Source organism: Kordiimonas pumila, from assembly GCF_015240255.1.
Lineage (GTDB): Bacteria > Pseudomonadota > Alphaproteobacteria > Sphingomonadales > Kordiimonadaceae > Kordiimonas > Kordiimonas pumila.
Genome location: NZ_CP061205.1, coordinates 3,621,625 through 3,636,565 on the forward strand (window position 1 = coordinate 3,621,625; position 14,941 = coordinate 3,636,565).

Here is a 14,941-nt window from a genome sequence, read left to right on the forward strand (position 1 = left end):
AACTTGCTTAATAGTACTAATAAGCAGTTAGCAAACTGTCAATCGCCAGATTTTTCCTTTTATTCCATAAATAATCTCAATATATTTTCAAAATTACTGAAAAATAAATGATTATAAGTACTATTATGCAATTAAATATGATATAGGGTTACAAAAGAAACTCTTGCAATAAACCCCACACGTCACCCCAAGCAGCACACGGCATTTTATTGCAATATAGTATTTTTATACAATCATAATAGATAATAAAAAAATTCTTATTATTGGCTTATATAGTGACATTTTTATAAAATTAATTACTCATATAAGACTTGCATTGACATACCTACTATTTCCAGCGTAACGTATTTTCATGAAATCCCAGCTCCACAAGCTTATTTGAGGAGACACAGGCGGGGAGGCCTAGGGATTGTCAAGGGGAAGGAAAAAAAATGCGCTACCATTCAACCACATCTTTTTCTGTCATGGCGTGGGCTTTGCTTGCGTCTTCAACCTATACCGCAGCAGCTACAGCAGAGAATGCCGCTGCGGAACCAAGGCAACTTGAAGAAATACTTATTACATCGCAGCGCCGCGAAGTTGGCTTGCAAGACAGCGCCGTTGCTGTTTCTGCGGTTACAGGCGCATCACTGGAGAAAGATCGGATTTATAACTACTCTGACCTTGCTCGTAGTGTTGCTTCACTTTCATACACAGAAAACTCGCCGCTCGACCAAGAATTCAATATTCGCGGCATTACCAACACGCGCCTTGATGCGCCGTCCGCCGACCAATCTATCGGTATATTCATCGATGATGTATATGTTGGCCGCTCTGGCTTATTAAACGCAGACTTTTACGACATTGAACGCGTAGAAGTGGTGCGCGGCCCACAAGGTGTGCTACTTGGTCGTAATGTTGTTGGCGGTGCTATCAGCATTATTACAGCAAAACCAGAAGAAGAAACATCAGCCCATGTTACGTTTGGATACGGTAATTATAATGCCATGCATACATCTGGTTATATTACTGGTTCTTTAAGCGATTCTCTCACAGGCCGTTTCTCCTTTCAGGCCCGGCACCATGATGGCTACAACCATGATATCCTGCATGACCGCGACCTTGATAACCTTGATTCCATACAGATGCGCGGCCAGCTTGCATATGCACCAGATGGCTCTGATTTCAGTGCCCGCCTGATTGTAGATTATATGAAAGATAGCTCTAACGGCATTCACCGTGTCGCTATTGCAGACCCAAACAACCCTGGGTTAAACCCATGGAGCACAACGCGTGCCTTCATTGCAGCAAACCGCGAAGGTGGGCTTAGCATCAGGGAAAGCTTGCCAGAGCACCCACGTTATAAGGGTGACAACTTCGATACACCCCAAGGCCATAAACGTGAAGCCCTTGGCCTAACCTTGCAAATGGAGAACAAAATCAGCGATGATATTGTTCTCACCAGCATAACAGGGTACCGCGACGGTGATGCAACAGGCGTGTACGACCAATCCGGCGCTGGCCCAGACAGCGGCTTTGGAGTCATAAGCCCCTTTGCGTTTTCATTTCCTGTGAATGAAGAAGAAAAAATTTCTCAGTTCACACAAGAGCTACGCTTAACATCTGATTATAGCGATAGTCGTTTTGACTGGATTTTAGGTGCATATTATCAACATGACAAAGTTGATAAGTACGATAAATACTGGGGCGAGATTCCTGTGGGTTTACCTTCTATTTCTGGTGAATCTCACTGGGATAATGTCGGTAAAACCACCAGTTATGCAGCCTTTGGCCAAGTTGGGTACCAATTTGCTGACGCATGGAAACTAACAGCTGGCCTTCGCTATTCCCGAGACAAAAAAAGCGGAACAGTTACAGGTATTGCGGTTGAAACGGGTGACCAGTTCTTCCCGAATGACACAGTTTCGCTAACACCTATTGTCGGCCTTGCGGAAGGTGAAAGCTTTACAACCGAGTACGGTGAAAGCTGGGGTGAATTTACACCGCAAGCAATCCTTGAGTTTACACCAACAGACAATCTGATGCTCTATGTAAGCGCCGCAAAGGGCTACAAAGGTGGCGGCTTTGAAGACACTCCAGCCAACGCTGTTGCTGCTCAAATTGCATATGACCCTGAAACGGTTACAAGCTATGAAGTGGGCGCAAAGTGGGAGTTCCTTGACGGTCGTGCAAGGCTCAATACTGCAGCTTTCACAATGGATTATAAAAACCTGCAAGTCACACAAACCGATGATGGCTGCTTATGCAACATTACAGACAATGCCGCAGATGCAAAAATCAAAGGGATAGAAACAGAGCTACAATTTGTAGCCACTGACTTCCTGTATATCTGGGCTGCTGGTACAATTCTTGACACTGAATATAAAGACTTTATCGACAGTAATGGTCTTGTGAACACCGGCAACAAACTGCAACGCACACCAAACTATCAGTTTAACATCGGCGCAGAAGTAACAACTGATTTTATGGACATGCCCGATGCCCTGCAAATACGGGCAAATTACTCGCAGCAAGGCAAACTATACTGGTTACCAGACAACTTCCAGTATGAAGATTCGTACGGTCTTCTTGATGCACGGATCACATTGCACCCCGCAGATTCCAACTGGTCATTCTCTATCTGGGGTAAAAACCTGACAGATAAACTTTATCGCACGAACATTATTGCCTTCCTCGGTGACGAAGTATCTACCCTTGGCACACCAAGAACCTATGGCATTGAGTTATCACTAGACTTCTAATAACCCCAGTCCTGCCCGACCTTCTCTTTACTGAATGGTCGGGCAGCTATTTCTCTAAATCAGAAAACCTTTTGGAACGGGAACATACCCATGATCAAACACTTAAAAACCGCTTTAATTGGAGTAATATTTGCCATGTCAACACAAGCAATCGCTGAAACAGAAACTGAAAAAGCCTCTCTAAGCGTTGCCATGGATATGGTGCAGGCATGGAATGAGCTAGACGTTGATAAAATTGCTGATCTTTTTGCAGAGGATGCCGTTCTACATTCTGTCATGATAGAACCCATACAGGGGCGTGAAGTTCTACGTGCTCACCTTGCTGCCCTTTTAAAAGGTGCCAGTTATCTGGAGCTGCAATTAAAGAATGTTGCCGTTTCAGGAAATGTTGTTTTTCTTGAACGTGTAGACACCTTTAAGGTTGGCGAACAGGAAGGCGCTGTTCCGGTTGTCGGTATTCTGGTGATCAAAGATGGCCATGTTCAGGAATGGCGTGAATATTATGACCGTGCTCAACTACTATCAGAAATGGGTGTGGCACAAATTGATAGCCCGGCACTAAACAAACATTAAATTTTCCCATACTTGCAATGAAGGCATCCAGTACTGGGTGCCTTTTTTTCGCACCGCGCCTTAAAACACAATAACCTTTTCAGAGGGGTCGTCGGCGTAAAGTGCCTCAATTTCTTCAACCCGATTTTTAGACGCTATTGCCTGATTAATAGTCCCCTTATCTGACAATTCGTGCTGATCAGCACTTAGGGGGGTTGCAAGAAAAGCCGCCCTAGCAATACGGCTAGACTTACCAGGATTTACCGCATTATAGGCTGTAAGCTTTTCTTTTACATACCCAAGTACTTCAGGATGCGCTGATAGATCATCGGCCAGCGTAAGACCAAAAATGGATTTTAGGCCCGGCGCATTAAGCACCAAAAGCGCCCCAAGTGCATCACGGCCTTCACCGCACAGAATAAGATCTGTAACAAGCGGCGAGAGACACGCTATTATGCCCGCCCGCACTTGCCCCCCCGACACCCATGAACCCGTACCAAGCTTAAACTGTTCTGCAAGTCTGCCTGAAAAATACATACCCTTTGCAAAATCATTCGGGTCATGAAAGTTAACCAGATCCCCAAGCTTGTAAAAGCCTTCACTATCAAAAGACTGCGCCGATTTTTCTGGGTCATCAAGATAGCCAGACATGATATGAGGGCCGCGCATACGGATTTCAAACTCACCGTCCGTTGGCACCAGCTTCACCTCTACACCCGGTAGAGGTAGCCCAACACCCACCTTGCGGGTATCAAAGAAAATAGCCATACAGCCAGATGTTGTTTCGGTTGCTCCATACCCTGTTGTGATAAAAATCCGGTGTCCCGTTTCGGCCACCGCCATTGCCTGCAATCGCTCATAAAGGTCTTGCGAAAGGCCCGCACCCCCGTAGAGCATTAAATGCAGGTTTTTAAAAAAAGCTTTACGAAGCAGCGGGTCGTCCTCCAGTGCCCCAACCAGCATTGCATAGCCAAACGGCACATTTGCAAAATAAGGCACTGACAGTTCTTTAAGGTTTTTCAGTGTTTTTTCAAAGAGGCCCGGCGCTGGTTTACCGTCGTCAATATAAAAACTACCGCCAAAAACAAGGGCGCCCACCAAATTAGTAGCACCCGAAACATGGCTCCAAGGTAACCAGTCGAGTATTTTATCATCCCAGTGCATTCCTGCGCCCAAAATAGCATGGGCCTGAAAGATGCTGGTCATAATCATACGCTGGGTCAAAATAACTGCTTTTGGCCTGCCCGTTGATCCTGATGTTAACATGTAAACCGCGTGACCATCTGGATTGACCGAACCAATAACATCCTCCAATGATTGGGCTGGCACAGTTTCCAGAAGCTCCGAATAGCTTACTGTTTTTACAGACATATTGTCAGTTAAAGCTGAAATGATAGTACAGGCCGACAAATCGAGGGATAAAAGCGCCTTATTATAAAGGCTCCCTTCTTCGGCATAGATCAGAGCAGGCTTTACCAGCTCGAAAACATATTTTAACCGACCGAAGTCTCCCCCCATCAGGGCGTAATTACTGCTGATAGGGCACACAGGGACACCTGCCGCAACTGCCCCCAAACGCATAACGGCATGCCCAATTGTATTGCCTGAAATAATCATAAGGGGCCGCTCAGAACCCACCTCAAACTTTAAAAGCCACTGCGCTACAGACCTAATTCGCGCCATCAGTTCAGCAAATGTGCATGTCCTCCATGCGCCTGTTACCTTGTCTCTTTCTGCCAAAGCAATCTTATCCGGGCTTATGGCAGCACGTTTTTTCAGATGCCCATACAAAAGGGGGTCAAAGTCCGGTAGCGCAACATTGTTTTTTAAAAATATTGTGCCGTCAGATAGCTTCTTGATATCCAAATCCACCGCAGGCAGGTCTATCTCTCTAAGGGTAGCATCTTTTATTGATAGTTGCACAATAATACCTTATGATCATTTTTAATGAGTAAAATAACAAAATTTAACCAAAAAAGGCATATTTATATTATTTTTGTTTCTTTATGAAAGTAACAAAATGTTACATAAAGACCAACAAAAATCGATACAGGCCTGTCATCTAACCCAGTATATTAGACCTTAGACAAAGGACATCATAAATGACTGCGCTCTCAACCCTTAAAACGCTCATTTCTTCTTGGAAAGCTGGCGATATAGAAACAATCCTTGCTCAACTCGCTGATGATGTTGTCTATCACTACCATATTGGATCACCGCCCCTTGAAGGCAAGACTGCAGTAAAAGCCTTTCTGGACAAATTTGGATCAGGGCAAACGAACATCAATTGGCGTTTAACCAACTATGCCGAAACCGGAAATGCCGTACTGGTTGAAGGCATTGATGACTATGTAAACGCCGAAGGCGTCCATATTCAAATGCCCTATATGGGTATTCTGGAATTAAAAGACGGCCTTGTTATTCGCTGGCGTGACTATTTTGATTCAAGCCTGCTGCAAAAGGTCAAAGAAGGTGGCTCACAATCTATGTGGACAAAAGCACTGCGCGATATAGAAACGGCCTCATAGCCACCACCTTTAACAGATAACTAGAAGCGCTGGTAGGATAGGTCTGCCTGTCCGCGCTTACCCATAATCATGCCTGGGTCTTCGGGCTTAAAAAGACCGAGGCACCAACCTTCGCTTGATGGCATGTCATGGTTCCAGTCAAACGCCATTTTACGGTGTGCAATTTTCCACACACCATCACGGCATTCAAAACGATCAACAATACGCCCTCCGGTTAGTGTATCCCATGGATCTGTGCCTTTATCAAAGCGTGCAAATGTCAGTAAATAACTTTCAACATACGCAATATTTTGGCCTAAATTCAGATCAATGTGCACATTGCACAAATAGTGTGCCATCGGATGTTTGAGCTTCATAAGCCGCTCTGCCGCACCGTCCGCATAAGCGTGGGCTGGCCCGGTGTATGTATTACCGTGTTCTTCAATAGCATCACTGTGATAACAGGACTTAAGTAGAGGTGCATCTGCCCGGTCGACCGCACGTGCATAATTCACAAGAACATCATGAATATCCTGCTTCGCAAGTAATGTTTCTAGCGTATTTGGCTGTGTCATACTTTTATCCCTTCTAGGTACGTACTTGCGCTGCCATGGCATGTTCCAAGGCTTTTGGGTCACGGGCTAGTGCTGCCCGCACTTCCATTGCGTGCGGGTCTGTATCCATTTCATCAACACCGTTTCGGGCAGCAGCGATACCTGCTCTTGCAATCGCTTCCGGTGTAGATTTTTCTCGTTTTATATGAGAAGCCATGCGCGTATCAACTGATCCAACAATAAGCGCAGAAACTGTAGTGCCCTGCCCCGCAAGCTCTGCCCTGATACAGGTTGAGGCTGCCCGCGATGCAAACTTGGACGGGCTATACCCCCCCATGCCCGGCACGGCAACAATGCCACCTGCCGACAACACATTAACAATTGCCCCGCCGCCATTTCGCTTCAAAACAGGGGCAAACGCACGGCACATAGCAACCACACCAAAATAGTTGACCTCCATCTCAGTGCGCATGGCCGACATGTCTTTGGCGCCAATAAGCCTTTCATTAATAAAGGCCCCAGCATTATTCACCAGCAAAGAAACATCGGTGCAGTTCATGGCAGCATTTTCAATAGTCTCTGGCCTCGTAACATCAAGTGCAACAGCAACCAGTTGTTTTGGGTTTTCTGTGGCAATAGCCTCACCTTCTGATAAGGACCGGCAACCAATATATACTTTTTTAGCGCCCGCTTTTAAAAGCTCGGTTACAAAACCAAGCCCTATGCCTCGATTGCCACCAGTTACAAGGGCAACTGCGTTCTCGATGTTCATTTCATTCCCTCCCGAAACCAAAATTATAGAGAATATCATTCGGCTTTTTGCCACCTCTGATCAGTTTTGAAACATCTGGGGCTATCATGCCGCGCCCCCATGTTTCACGAGTTGGCATCTCATGATTCCATTCCCATGCAAGCCGCCGGTGCACGATCGCCCACTTACCACCCCGTTTTTCAAACTTGTCAATCAGGCGTGCCATCGTAAGGCTGTCAAAAGCCTCGCCTTTTGCCTCGCGCCGGGAAAAGGTCATAATATAGCATTCACTGGTGGCATGGGTGCTATCTTCAAGCTCAATCAGCATGTTTGTAATCGCATGGCTCATGCGCCCTGCAGACGGCAGAACTTTTCTAATCATTTCAAGATAGTCTGCCGCCGAACCAAGAAAAGTGCCGCCGTGATCTTCCGTTGCAGCAGGATGATAAGCTTCTGCAATCAGGTCCGCATCCCCGCGGTCCGCCCCTCGGCAATATTTTACCAAAACTTCTTCAATTGCTTTTTTATCAAGCAGTGCCTGTATGGCATCATCATACTCAGCCATTACACCCTCCCCTTTACGTTCTTTGGAAACCACGGAATGAATGACCGTGTCCGCGCCAAATAGTCTTCATACCCAGGTTTTGACCGTGACAAGCGCCGTTCCAAAAGGGCGGCACCAGACCATTTTACAAGTGTCCATGTCAAAAGGGCCGGACCAAAAATACTAAGGTATCCATACGGTGCCCCTAACGCGATAAGGTACAGGCCCCAGAAAACACAAGCGTCACCAAAATAATTTGGATGCCGGGTATAGCGCCACAACCCTTGGTCCATTACTTTACCTTTATTCTCTGGCTTACTTCGAAAACGCGCCATCTGCCAATCACCCACGCTTTCAAAGAAAAAACCAAGTGTTGATAATCCAACCCCAACAAAGGCAAGAAGGCCCAAAGGCATGATCGTAGGTCCCGCCATCACAAAGAGAATTGGCAGCGCCACAATCCACAGCATAACGCCCTGAATAAGGAATACATTTTTCAGGGTATAGATATGCACATTGCCTTTTGCTTTTGCCTTTAGGGCCACATACCGGCCATCTGGCCCGTCTTTGCGCCACCGCACAAATATATAAAGGCCAAGCCGTGTTCCCCAAACCGCAGCGACTATCAGAACCAGTTGCTTAATACCGCCTCCTTCAGCACCGGTTACCCAGTAGCCAAAACCCGCAAGAACCACAAATCCTGCCGCCCAAAAGCTATCAACAAATGATACATCATCAATGGCAATAGACAGCAGCCATAAGACGATCATACAAGCCATAATAACAGCAAACTCAACTGCCAAAAGTTCAGCTAAACCCGAAATTTCCATTTTGCCTTACTCCCCTTTAAGACCCCGTAGCTATGAAGTTTTGTAGCCGGGATGCGAAATATCACTCGCATTTGCCCAGCAAGCATGTGTTCCACTTGAAATCCTGTGTGGCAGGATAATCCGGCATACTGGGCCAGCCTCAATATCTGCAGCGTCAAGCAGCACACATTCGGACCGGTTTTCATTCATGTCGGTAATAAAGCTTACGATATATCCATCATCCTCCGTCTTTGCGTTTATCCGCGGTGCAAACGGAGCCTCACTACCATAACGCCCTTTACCAAACTCATACGACCAGCTTTTTCCCGTTTCCAGATCATGCTTCACAACACCGGTAAACAAAAACCAACCGGGCTTACTGGTGGTGCTATAGAGATAGCGGCCATACCGGCCTGCTATTTTCTGGTTAAAGGACCCAAACTCCAACACCCGGTCATCAAGGCGCTGTTCTTTGGTTTCACCGGTTTTTAGGTTAAAACGCCAGCGGTGCAGCTTGGGTTTAAAGGAATGTTCATCCAGAAACGCCATCATCAGGCCGGCGCTTGGCGGCATGCCTTCAAGCGGCTTCGGATACGGCGATTCCTGAAAATATCCATCAAGGACAATTTCATCACCGTCCTCATAAGCATTCATCCAGTGCAATACATATGTGGGTGCAGCTTCAAACCACTTAATATCTTCTGGGTTTCCGTAGCGCGGCACAATGGCAAAACGGGTAGGAATATCGCGGAAAAACTTGCTCGTATGATAGCCGACTTTCAGCCCTTCAGGGTCCCAGAACAAGGGTAGATCTGCCATTATGGAATAATTCTCAGTAAAGGCCATATCATGCGGCAAGCGCGGGCCGGGTAAGTCTACCGGTATATAGTGTTTCAGTTTATTGTCAGGGCCAACTACCCCGTAATTCATATAGGGTGCATCTTTACCATAATTGAAAAACAGCATATCACCTGTTGCTTCATCAACCTTGGGATGCGCTGATATACCGCCTTTGGGAACCCAACTTTCAGGGCCAAATTGATCAAGAGTATAAGGGTCAAGCCGGTATCCTTCACCGCACTGGTAAAAGGTCGACATAATCTTGCCCGCATGAACTACAACATCTGTTGAGGACGAATCTTTTAAAGCACCCTGCGCGCCCCAACCCGGGCGTAGTGATTTATTGGGGTTTTCTGCAATACCCGCCCAAAGAGCATGACCAACAGCGGCTTCTTCATCAAAGCCCTTTGTGCGCACAAATCGGTTTCGATATTCTGCCTTGCCATCCTCAAACCGCATGATGTGCACCATGCCATCACCGTCAAAAGGGTGATACTTACCAATTGCTTCATGGACAGGGTTTTCAGTATTGCGCACATAAACACCGTCAATATCAGAAGGTATTTCGCCAATAACTTCCATATCTGTAGCGTTATATTCATCAAAGTTTGGTGTCCATGCCCCATTCATATAGGGGTGGTCATTTTCTTTAAGCGTGCTGTGCACATGCTGCACTAGGGTGGCTGGCATACTATTTCTCCTTACTGATCGTCAGGTGCCAAACGGCACTGAAATATTGGTGCAGATGGCATAGCCAGCACACCCGGCGCGGCGCTCATAAGCAATGGAATGGAATTCATCACAGACCCAGCAACACCGTATTGTTCTGGTGATGTTTTATAAGGGTCATCGGCTCTGCGGCTCAGGTCTATTTTCAAATCAACGCACGGGTCACCTGTGATGGAAACATGCCAAAGGGGGAACTCCGGCTCTGGCAGATGTACAGTTTCCATAATCCAATCAATTGCAAGCGACACAAAAGGCTTTCCGCCAGACATTGCATGCCAGCACCATGCCGTGTGACTGATCGTTCCTTTTGGAATAATGCCTGCTGCCATTTCAATATCGGTACTGGCGGGCAGCATCTTATGTTCTGTTTCAATTACATCTGGCACACGGCCAAGGCGCGCTGCCAACTGGGCAACCACTTCGCTATAGAGACCGTTCAACAATTCCGCAGGTGGCCACTTGACGTTATTCGGGTTTATCTTGCCGGGTTTAGAGCCAAAACCCAGCATATCAAATACATACTGCGGGCTGCGCATTTCATTACATTTAACAATCTCACGAACTGTAATATTATCAAGGCGCGTACATATACCCGTTGCCGTTGCAGCAATACGCTCAACAATAAATCCAGGATTTAAACCACCACCCAACAAGGTGGATTGCCCTTTATTACAAGCATCTTCAAACTTGCTAAAGTGATCGGCACCCCAATGCTGTGGATAGCTATGACCATTAATGCTAATAACATTCTTACCGGATGCCAATAAGCGCTGGATGTCGCTGTCATGGCTTGTATACGGCGGCTGCACCATAGGGGTGTGAATAACAATATCAGCATTCAGTGCTAAAATATCATCAATAGCATTTGTTGCAAGAATGCCTGTTTTGGCGCGGTGGGCAATGTCGCCTGCATCAGCACCAACTTTCTTGGGATTATAAACATAAAGGCCCACAAGCTCCAGATCTGGGTGGTCTATCACAGCCCTTAAACAGGTTTTCCCCATGGCACCCGTTGCCCATTGTACAACTTTATAGGTCATGGCAGCGCCTTTTTTGAAACCATTATTTTGTTTACCAGATCAACAAACGATGCTTCCGCACCTACAAAACCACAAGCGCCACTCATATCCGTAAGCGTATCTAGATTTTCATCGAACCACGCCGATGTACTATCCACATTAGGTGTAACAGCGGCCCCTGTGCTCTCAACTGTTTCAGCAACCCTAAAATAACCACCGCCTGCAACCCACACATCCCCTGTTCGATTGCAGGCATCACTTGCCAACCATTCTATTAGTGGGGCTACCTTAGCAGGAGCCATATCAGGAGCAGCACTATCGCCGCCCATACCTGCTGTCATTTGTGTTTCTGCATAAGGCACCACAACATTCACATAAATATCAGAGCGTCGGACTTCTGCAGCCAATGTTTTAGCAAAAGCAATAAGAGCGCCTTTTGATGCCGAATAAGGGGCGCGCCCCCGCACACCGTATAGCCCCGCTGTAGAACCAATGAAAATCACCCGCCCAGCAGAAGACTTTTGGATATAAGGCAAGGCTTCCTGCGTGATAGAAATAGCAGAGAACAAGTTAGTTTCAAAAACAGACATAAAGGCCGATAATGCTGTATCTTGCACTTTACTTGCCGTGCCTGAAATACCTGCATTCAAGATTAAAACATCAATGCTGCCAAAAGCCGTCAGCGCTGTTTTAACGATTGTCTCTGCAGCGTTACCATCTTGCATGTCGCTATAGTCAGCAACAGCTTTGCCTCCAAGAGAAAGTATTTCAGAAACCACTTTATCTGCGGCGTTCTCTTGGTCTGCGTGCACACGGTTATTGACCACAACATTATAACCAGCTGCCGCTAAAGCATGCGCAAAAGCACGACCCAAGCCTTTGCCTGCACCTGTTATAACAGCAGTTTTGCATAAAGATATGCCTGCCATAGTCATACATAACCTCCCCGTTATCTAACAGAGACGCTAGCATAGTAAGTATGATTTTAAAAGTTACTTTTTGAAATTTTATTCAGCAAACACCTTAGCTGGCTTTTCTGCTACGGTTGATAACTCATAAGCCACATCACCAGCCCTAATAGCGCCCCCACAATGAGAACAATTCACTGTTGGTGTAAGCTCGTGTCCACAAGGTGTATGGTTAAGCAGCAGCGGTGGCCCCTCGGGTGAGGCATACCATTTATCACCCCATTGCAGCAGCATCAGCAGCACAGGGTAATAATCCCAGCTCCTGTCTGTAAGCCTGTATTCATACCGTGTAGGCGCATCTTGATAGGCGTGCGTATACAAAAAACCATTATCAACCAGCTGGTTTAATCTGTCAGACAAAATATTTGTGGCAATACCTGTGTCTTTTCTGATTTCATCAAACTTGCGCAACCTTGTAAAAACAGACCGCAAGATAAGACCAGCCCACCGGTCGCCCGTCACCATCGCAATTTCATGAAACAAGCTTGTACACTCAGCAACATTTTGGCGGCCTTCACCTTGCCTGCGCCTGCTGTAAGATGGTGCCATCCAGCCAACTCCTGGGCCTTCGTCCCACGTTACATCTCGCGCAAAGATTTCTTTCTCACAGTGGCCACAACTTGGTACTGGGTCAAACACATGCCCACACACCTTGTGTGTAAGCTGGACACTGGTCTTTTCCTGTCCAGAGCTCCATTTTTTTTCCCAGCGCAGCATCATGAGCGCGGTCCAATAAAGCTCCATACATTTTTCAGTCATACGGTAATCATAGCGCTTGGGCGTTTCGCTGTAAGCTACTTTCACTAATAGACCATTAGCAATCAATTGCTTCAGGCGACCACTTACAAGCGCCTTCAGCATACCCGTGCGTGTTTGAATTTCGCTAAAGCGCCGGGCACCTTGCCAAATAGACTCTAAAATCAGCAGCGTGGCAAAATCTCCCACAACACCTAGTGCACGCCATATAGAACATGTACGTATAAATTTTTGTTCTGCCACAGATTTCCCTTACACACTGAATTTTTAGATCACTAACTAGTCAAGCTATTTCTCTGCATAATACCCCATTTCCGCAGATAGTCTAGGCCCCGAAGTGGCTGTCACTTTATCACAATCTTTGGTATAAGATATTTTCAGCCCATATTGACTTTCCATAAGACCTGTATATTGGTATCTTTATGCAAGTTATAAATGGGACGGGAGGGCACCACACATGCAAACAACAGATCCGGCTAAGTCCGCATATTTTAGGGAAAAAGGTTGGTGGGGGAACACCACCTTTACAAGCCTTATGGATGAAGCCATTTTGGGAGCGCCAGATAGAGTAGCCCTCATTGACCCTCTGAACCGCGCCGTCATCACGGGTGGCACACAGTGCCGGCTCACGTACACTGATGTGTCAAGGCTTGCTGATTTTCTGGCGCACAGGTTTAGAGAAAAAGGAATTGGGCAAGGCGACAAGGTTATAGTGCAATTACCTAACATTGCAGAGCTGGTTATCTCGTATCTGGCACTTGACCGCCTTGGTGCCATATTAAGCCCGGTTCCCATGCAATATGGCAGGTTTGAGTTATCACATGCTGCACAGGAAACTGAAGCTGATGCCTACCTTACGGTCGCAGATTTTAACGGCAAAAATTATCTGGAAAACCGGCTCACTGCGTTTCCGGCAAAAACTAAACTGTTTACTTTTGCCGCAGAACCAAAAGAAAACTACATAACAGTACCCTACTTTTCAGATATCAGCCCCGAAACGCTTGAAGGCCAAGCTGTCTTTGACCGAGCGATAAGTTCCGCTGATGATATATACACTATTTGCTGGACATCTGGCACAACAGGTGTGCCAAAGGGTGTGCCACGCCATCATAATCACTGGCTATCACAAGTTTATGCTGTACGAGATGCCGCCCCAGTTGATGACGGTGCCGTCATGTTAAACCCTTTCCCTCTTACCAACATGGGCGCAATTTCAGGATTTCTATACTATTGGCCGATGGCCAAAGCCTGCCTTGTTTTGCATCACCCATTTGATCTGCAACTTTTCCTTACCCAGATTATGCAGGAGAAAGTTTCCTATACTATTGCCCCGCCAGCTGTGCTCAGCATGTTCTTGCAACACACAGAACTGCACGACAAAGTCGACCTTAGTCATGTGCGTTATATAGCTTCAGGATCAGCCCCGATAAGCCCTGCCGTTACCAAAGGCTTTAAAGAGCTGTTTGATGTTGAAATCGTAAATTTCTTTGGATCAAATGAGGGCGCTGGCCTTGTTGGTGGCCCTGTAGATGTGCCAGATACTGAAGTGCGCGCGACCATGTTCCCACGCTTTGGCCGACCCGAGATAAAATGGTCAAACAGATTTGCTGCCCGCAGCCGCACAAAGCTTGTGGACTGGCAAAATGGCGACCGCGAAATTACTAGCGCCAAAGAAACCGGAGAACTGCTCGTAACTGGGCCCAATGTTTTTGACGGCTACTTAGGAGACATACCTAATAACCCGGCGGTTTTTGACCCAGAAGGATATTTTCGAACGGGCGACTTGTTCCAAATATCTGATGATGGACGTTTTTATATATTTGTCGGTCGCCGCAAGGAGCTGATTATCAGAGGCGGCATGAATATATCGCCAGAAGAACTAGATACTGTGGTCGGTGACCACCCCTACATTACAGAAGCTGCTGTTGTTGGATACCCTGATGACGTGATGGGCGAAAAAGTTGCTGCCGTTATCGTAACATCACAGACAGACTTCACACTCGAAACTCTCAAGGCCTATTTGGCCGAGCGCGGTGTAGCAAAATACAAATGGCCAGAAAAACTTGTAATTACAAACGCCTTGCCCCGCAATGCCATGAACAAAGTCGTGCGCCAGCAACTTAGCGATTTCCTGTAAAGAAAAACGGGCAGTGCTTTTGCTGCCCGTTTTA

General features: G+C 46.6%; 13 protein-coding genes. 4 read left to right on the top strand and 9 right to left on the bottom strand.

What is annotated here, in order from left to right; genetic code table 11:
- Positions 1 to 431: 431 nt before the first annotated feature.
- Positions 432 to 2,741, top strand: coding sequence for a TonB-dependent receptor (locus ICL80_RS16085; RefSeq protein WP_194213743.1), 2,310 nt, complete (start codon positions 432 to 434; stop codon positions 2,739 to 2,741).
- Positions 2,742 to 2,876: 135 nt separating this feature from the next.
- Positions 2,877 to 3,314: an SgcJ/EcaC family oxidoreductase gene (locus ICL80_RS16090; RefSeq protein ID WP_194213744.1), complete on the top strand. Its 438-nt coding sequence runs from the start codon at positions 2,877 to 2,879 to the stop codon at positions 3,312 to 3,314.
- Positions 3,315 to 3,374: 60 nt separating this feature from the next.
- Here the strand turns inward: ICL80_RS16090 and ICL80_RS16095 are convergent, their stop codons facing one another.
- Positions 3,375 to 5,216 carry an AMP-binding protein gene (locus ICL80_RS16095; RefSeq protein WP_194213745.1) on the bottom strand — a complete coding sequence of 614 codons (1,842 nt, stop codon included), beginning with the start codon at positions 5,214 to 5,216 and terminating at the stop codon, positions 3,375 to 3,377.
- A gap of 179 nt (positions 5,217 to 5,395) precedes the next feature.
- Here ICL80_RS16095 and ICL80_RS16100 point away from each other — a divergent pair, with 179 nt between their 5' ends.
- A complete protein-coding gene (locus ICL80_RS16100) occupies positions 5,396 to 5,821 on the top strand; it encodes a nuclear transport factor 2 family protein (protein WP_194213746.1) in 426 nt (141 codons plus the stop codon).
- 20 nt (positions 5,822 to 5,841) lie between these two features.
- Here ICL80_RS16100 and ICL80_RS16105 read toward each other — a convergent pair whose 3' ends face one another.
- The 8 genes from ICL80_RS16105 to ICL80_RS16140 form a co-directional block, all read right to left on the bottom strand.
- Positions 5,842 to 6,375: a nuclear transport factor 2 family protein gene (locus ICL80_RS16105; protein ID WP_194213747.1), complete on the bottom strand. Its 534-nt coding sequence runs from the start codon at positions 6,373 to 6,375 to the stop codon at positions 5,842 to 5,844.
- A gap of 13 nt (positions 6,376 to 6,388) precedes the next feature.
- Positions 6,389 to 7,126, bottom strand: a complete 738-nt coding sequence (locus ICL80_RS16110) for an SDR family oxidoreductase (RefSeq protein WP_194213748.1) — start codon at positions 7,124 to 7,126, stop codon at positions 6,389 to 6,391.
- Position 7,127: 1 nt separating this feature from the next.
- A complete protein-coding gene (locus tag ICL80_RS16115) occupies positions 7,128 to 7,670 on the bottom strand; it encodes a nuclear transport factor 2 family protein (RefSeq protein ID WP_194213749.1) in 543 nt (180 codons plus the stop codon).
- Complete coding sequence (locus ICL80_RS16120; protein ID WP_194213750.1) at positions 7,670 to 8,479, bottom strand: DUF1295 domain-containing protein; 810 nt, start codon at positions 8,477 to 8,479, stop codon at positions 7,670 to 7,672. Before ICL80_RS16120 ends, ICL80_RS16115 begins: the two co-directional genes overlap by 1 nt.
- Before the next feature lie 30 nt (positions 8,480 to 8,509).
- A complete protein-coding gene (locus ICL80_RS16125; protein WP_194213751.1) occupies positions 8,510 to 9,988 on the bottom strand; it encodes a carotenoid oxygenase family protein in 1,479 nt (492 codons plus the stop codon).
- Positions 9,989 to 9,999: 11 nt separating this feature from the next.
- Positions 10,000 to 11,067: an NAD(P)H-dependent amine dehydrogenase family protein gene (locus ICL80_RS16130; protein WP_194213752.1), complete on the bottom strand. Its 1,068-nt coding sequence runs from the start codon at positions 11,065 to 11,067 to the stop codon at positions 10,000 to 10,002.
- Positions 11,064 to 11,981, bottom strand: coding sequence for an SDR family NAD(P)-dependent oxidoreductase (locus tag ICL80_RS16135; protein ID WP_194213753.1), 918 nt, complete (start codon positions 11,979 to 11,981; stop codon positions 11,064 to 11,066). Before ICL80_RS16135 ends, ICL80_RS16130 begins: the two co-directional genes overlap by 4 nt.
- A 72-nt stretch (positions 11,982 to 12,053) precedes the next feature.
- Positions 12,054 to 13,013, bottom strand: coding sequence for a winged helix-turn-helix transcriptional regulator (locus ICL80_RS16140; protein ID WP_194213754.1), 960 nt, complete (start codon positions 13,011 to 13,013; stop codon positions 12,054 to 12,056).
- Positions 13,014 to 13,227: 214 nt separating this feature from the next.
- On the opposite strand from ICL80_RS16140, the gene ICL80_RS16145 reads away from it, so the two are divergent.
- Positions 13,228 to 14,907 carry a class I adenylate-forming enzyme family protein gene (locus ICL80_RS16145; RefSeq protein WP_194213755.1) on the top strand — a complete coding sequence of 560 codons (1,680 nt, stop codon included), beginning with the start codon at positions 13,228 to 13,230 and terminating at the stop codon, positions 14,905 to 14,907.
- Positions 14,908 to 14,941 lie beyond the last annotated feature (34 nt).

What these genes read in the sequence shown, in the direction of transcription:
- ICL80_RS16105 (WP_194213747.1), bottom strand. Translation starts at nt 6,375, where the DNA reads ATGACACAGCCAAATACGCTAGAAACATTACTTGCGAAGCAGGATATT.
- ICL80_RS16100 (WP_194213746.1), top strand. Translation starts at nt 5,396, where the DNA reads ATGACTGCGCTCTCAACCCTTAAAACGCTCATTTCTTCTTGGAAAGCT.
- ICL80_RS16110 (WP_194213748.1), bottom strand. Translation starts at nt 7,126, where the DNA reads ATGAACATCGAGAACGCAGTTGCCCTTGTAACTGGTGGCAATCGAGGC.
- ICL80_RS16120 (WP_194213750.1), bottom strand. Translation starts at nt 8,479, where the DNA reads ATGGAAATTTCGGGTTTAGCTGAACTTTTGGCAGTTGAGTTTGCTGTT.
- ICL80_RS16130 (WP_194213752.1), bottom strand. Translation starts at nt 11,067, where the DNA reads ATGACCTATAAAGTTGTACAATGGGCAACGGGTGCCATGGGGAAAACC.
- ICL80_RS16135 (WP_194213753.1), bottom strand. Translation starts at nt 11,981, where the DNA reads ATGACTATGGCAGGCATATCTTTATGCAAAACTGCTGTTATAACAGGT.
- ICL80_RS16125 (WP_194213751.1), bottom strand. Translation starts at nt 9,988, where the DNA reads ATGCCAGCCACCCTAGTGCAGCATGTGCACAGCACGCTTAAAGAAAAT.
- ICL80_RS16085 (WP_194213743.1), top strand. Translation starts at nt 432, where the DNA reads ATGCGCTACCATTCAACCACATCTTTTTCTGTCATGGCGTGGGCTTTG.
- ICL80_RS16090 (WP_194213744.1), top strand. Translation starts at nt 2,877, where the DNA reads ATGTCAACACAAGCAATCGCTGAAACAGAAACTGAAAAAGCCTCTCTA.
- ICL80_RS16145 (WP_194213755.1), top strand. Translation starts at nt 13,228, where the DNA reads ATGCAAACAACAGATCCGGCTAAGTCCGCATATTTTAGGGAAAAAGGT.
- ICL80_RS16115 (WP_194213749.1), bottom strand. Translation starts at nt 7,670, where the DNA reads ATGGCTGAGTATGATGATGCCATACAGGCACTGCTTGATAAAAAAGCA.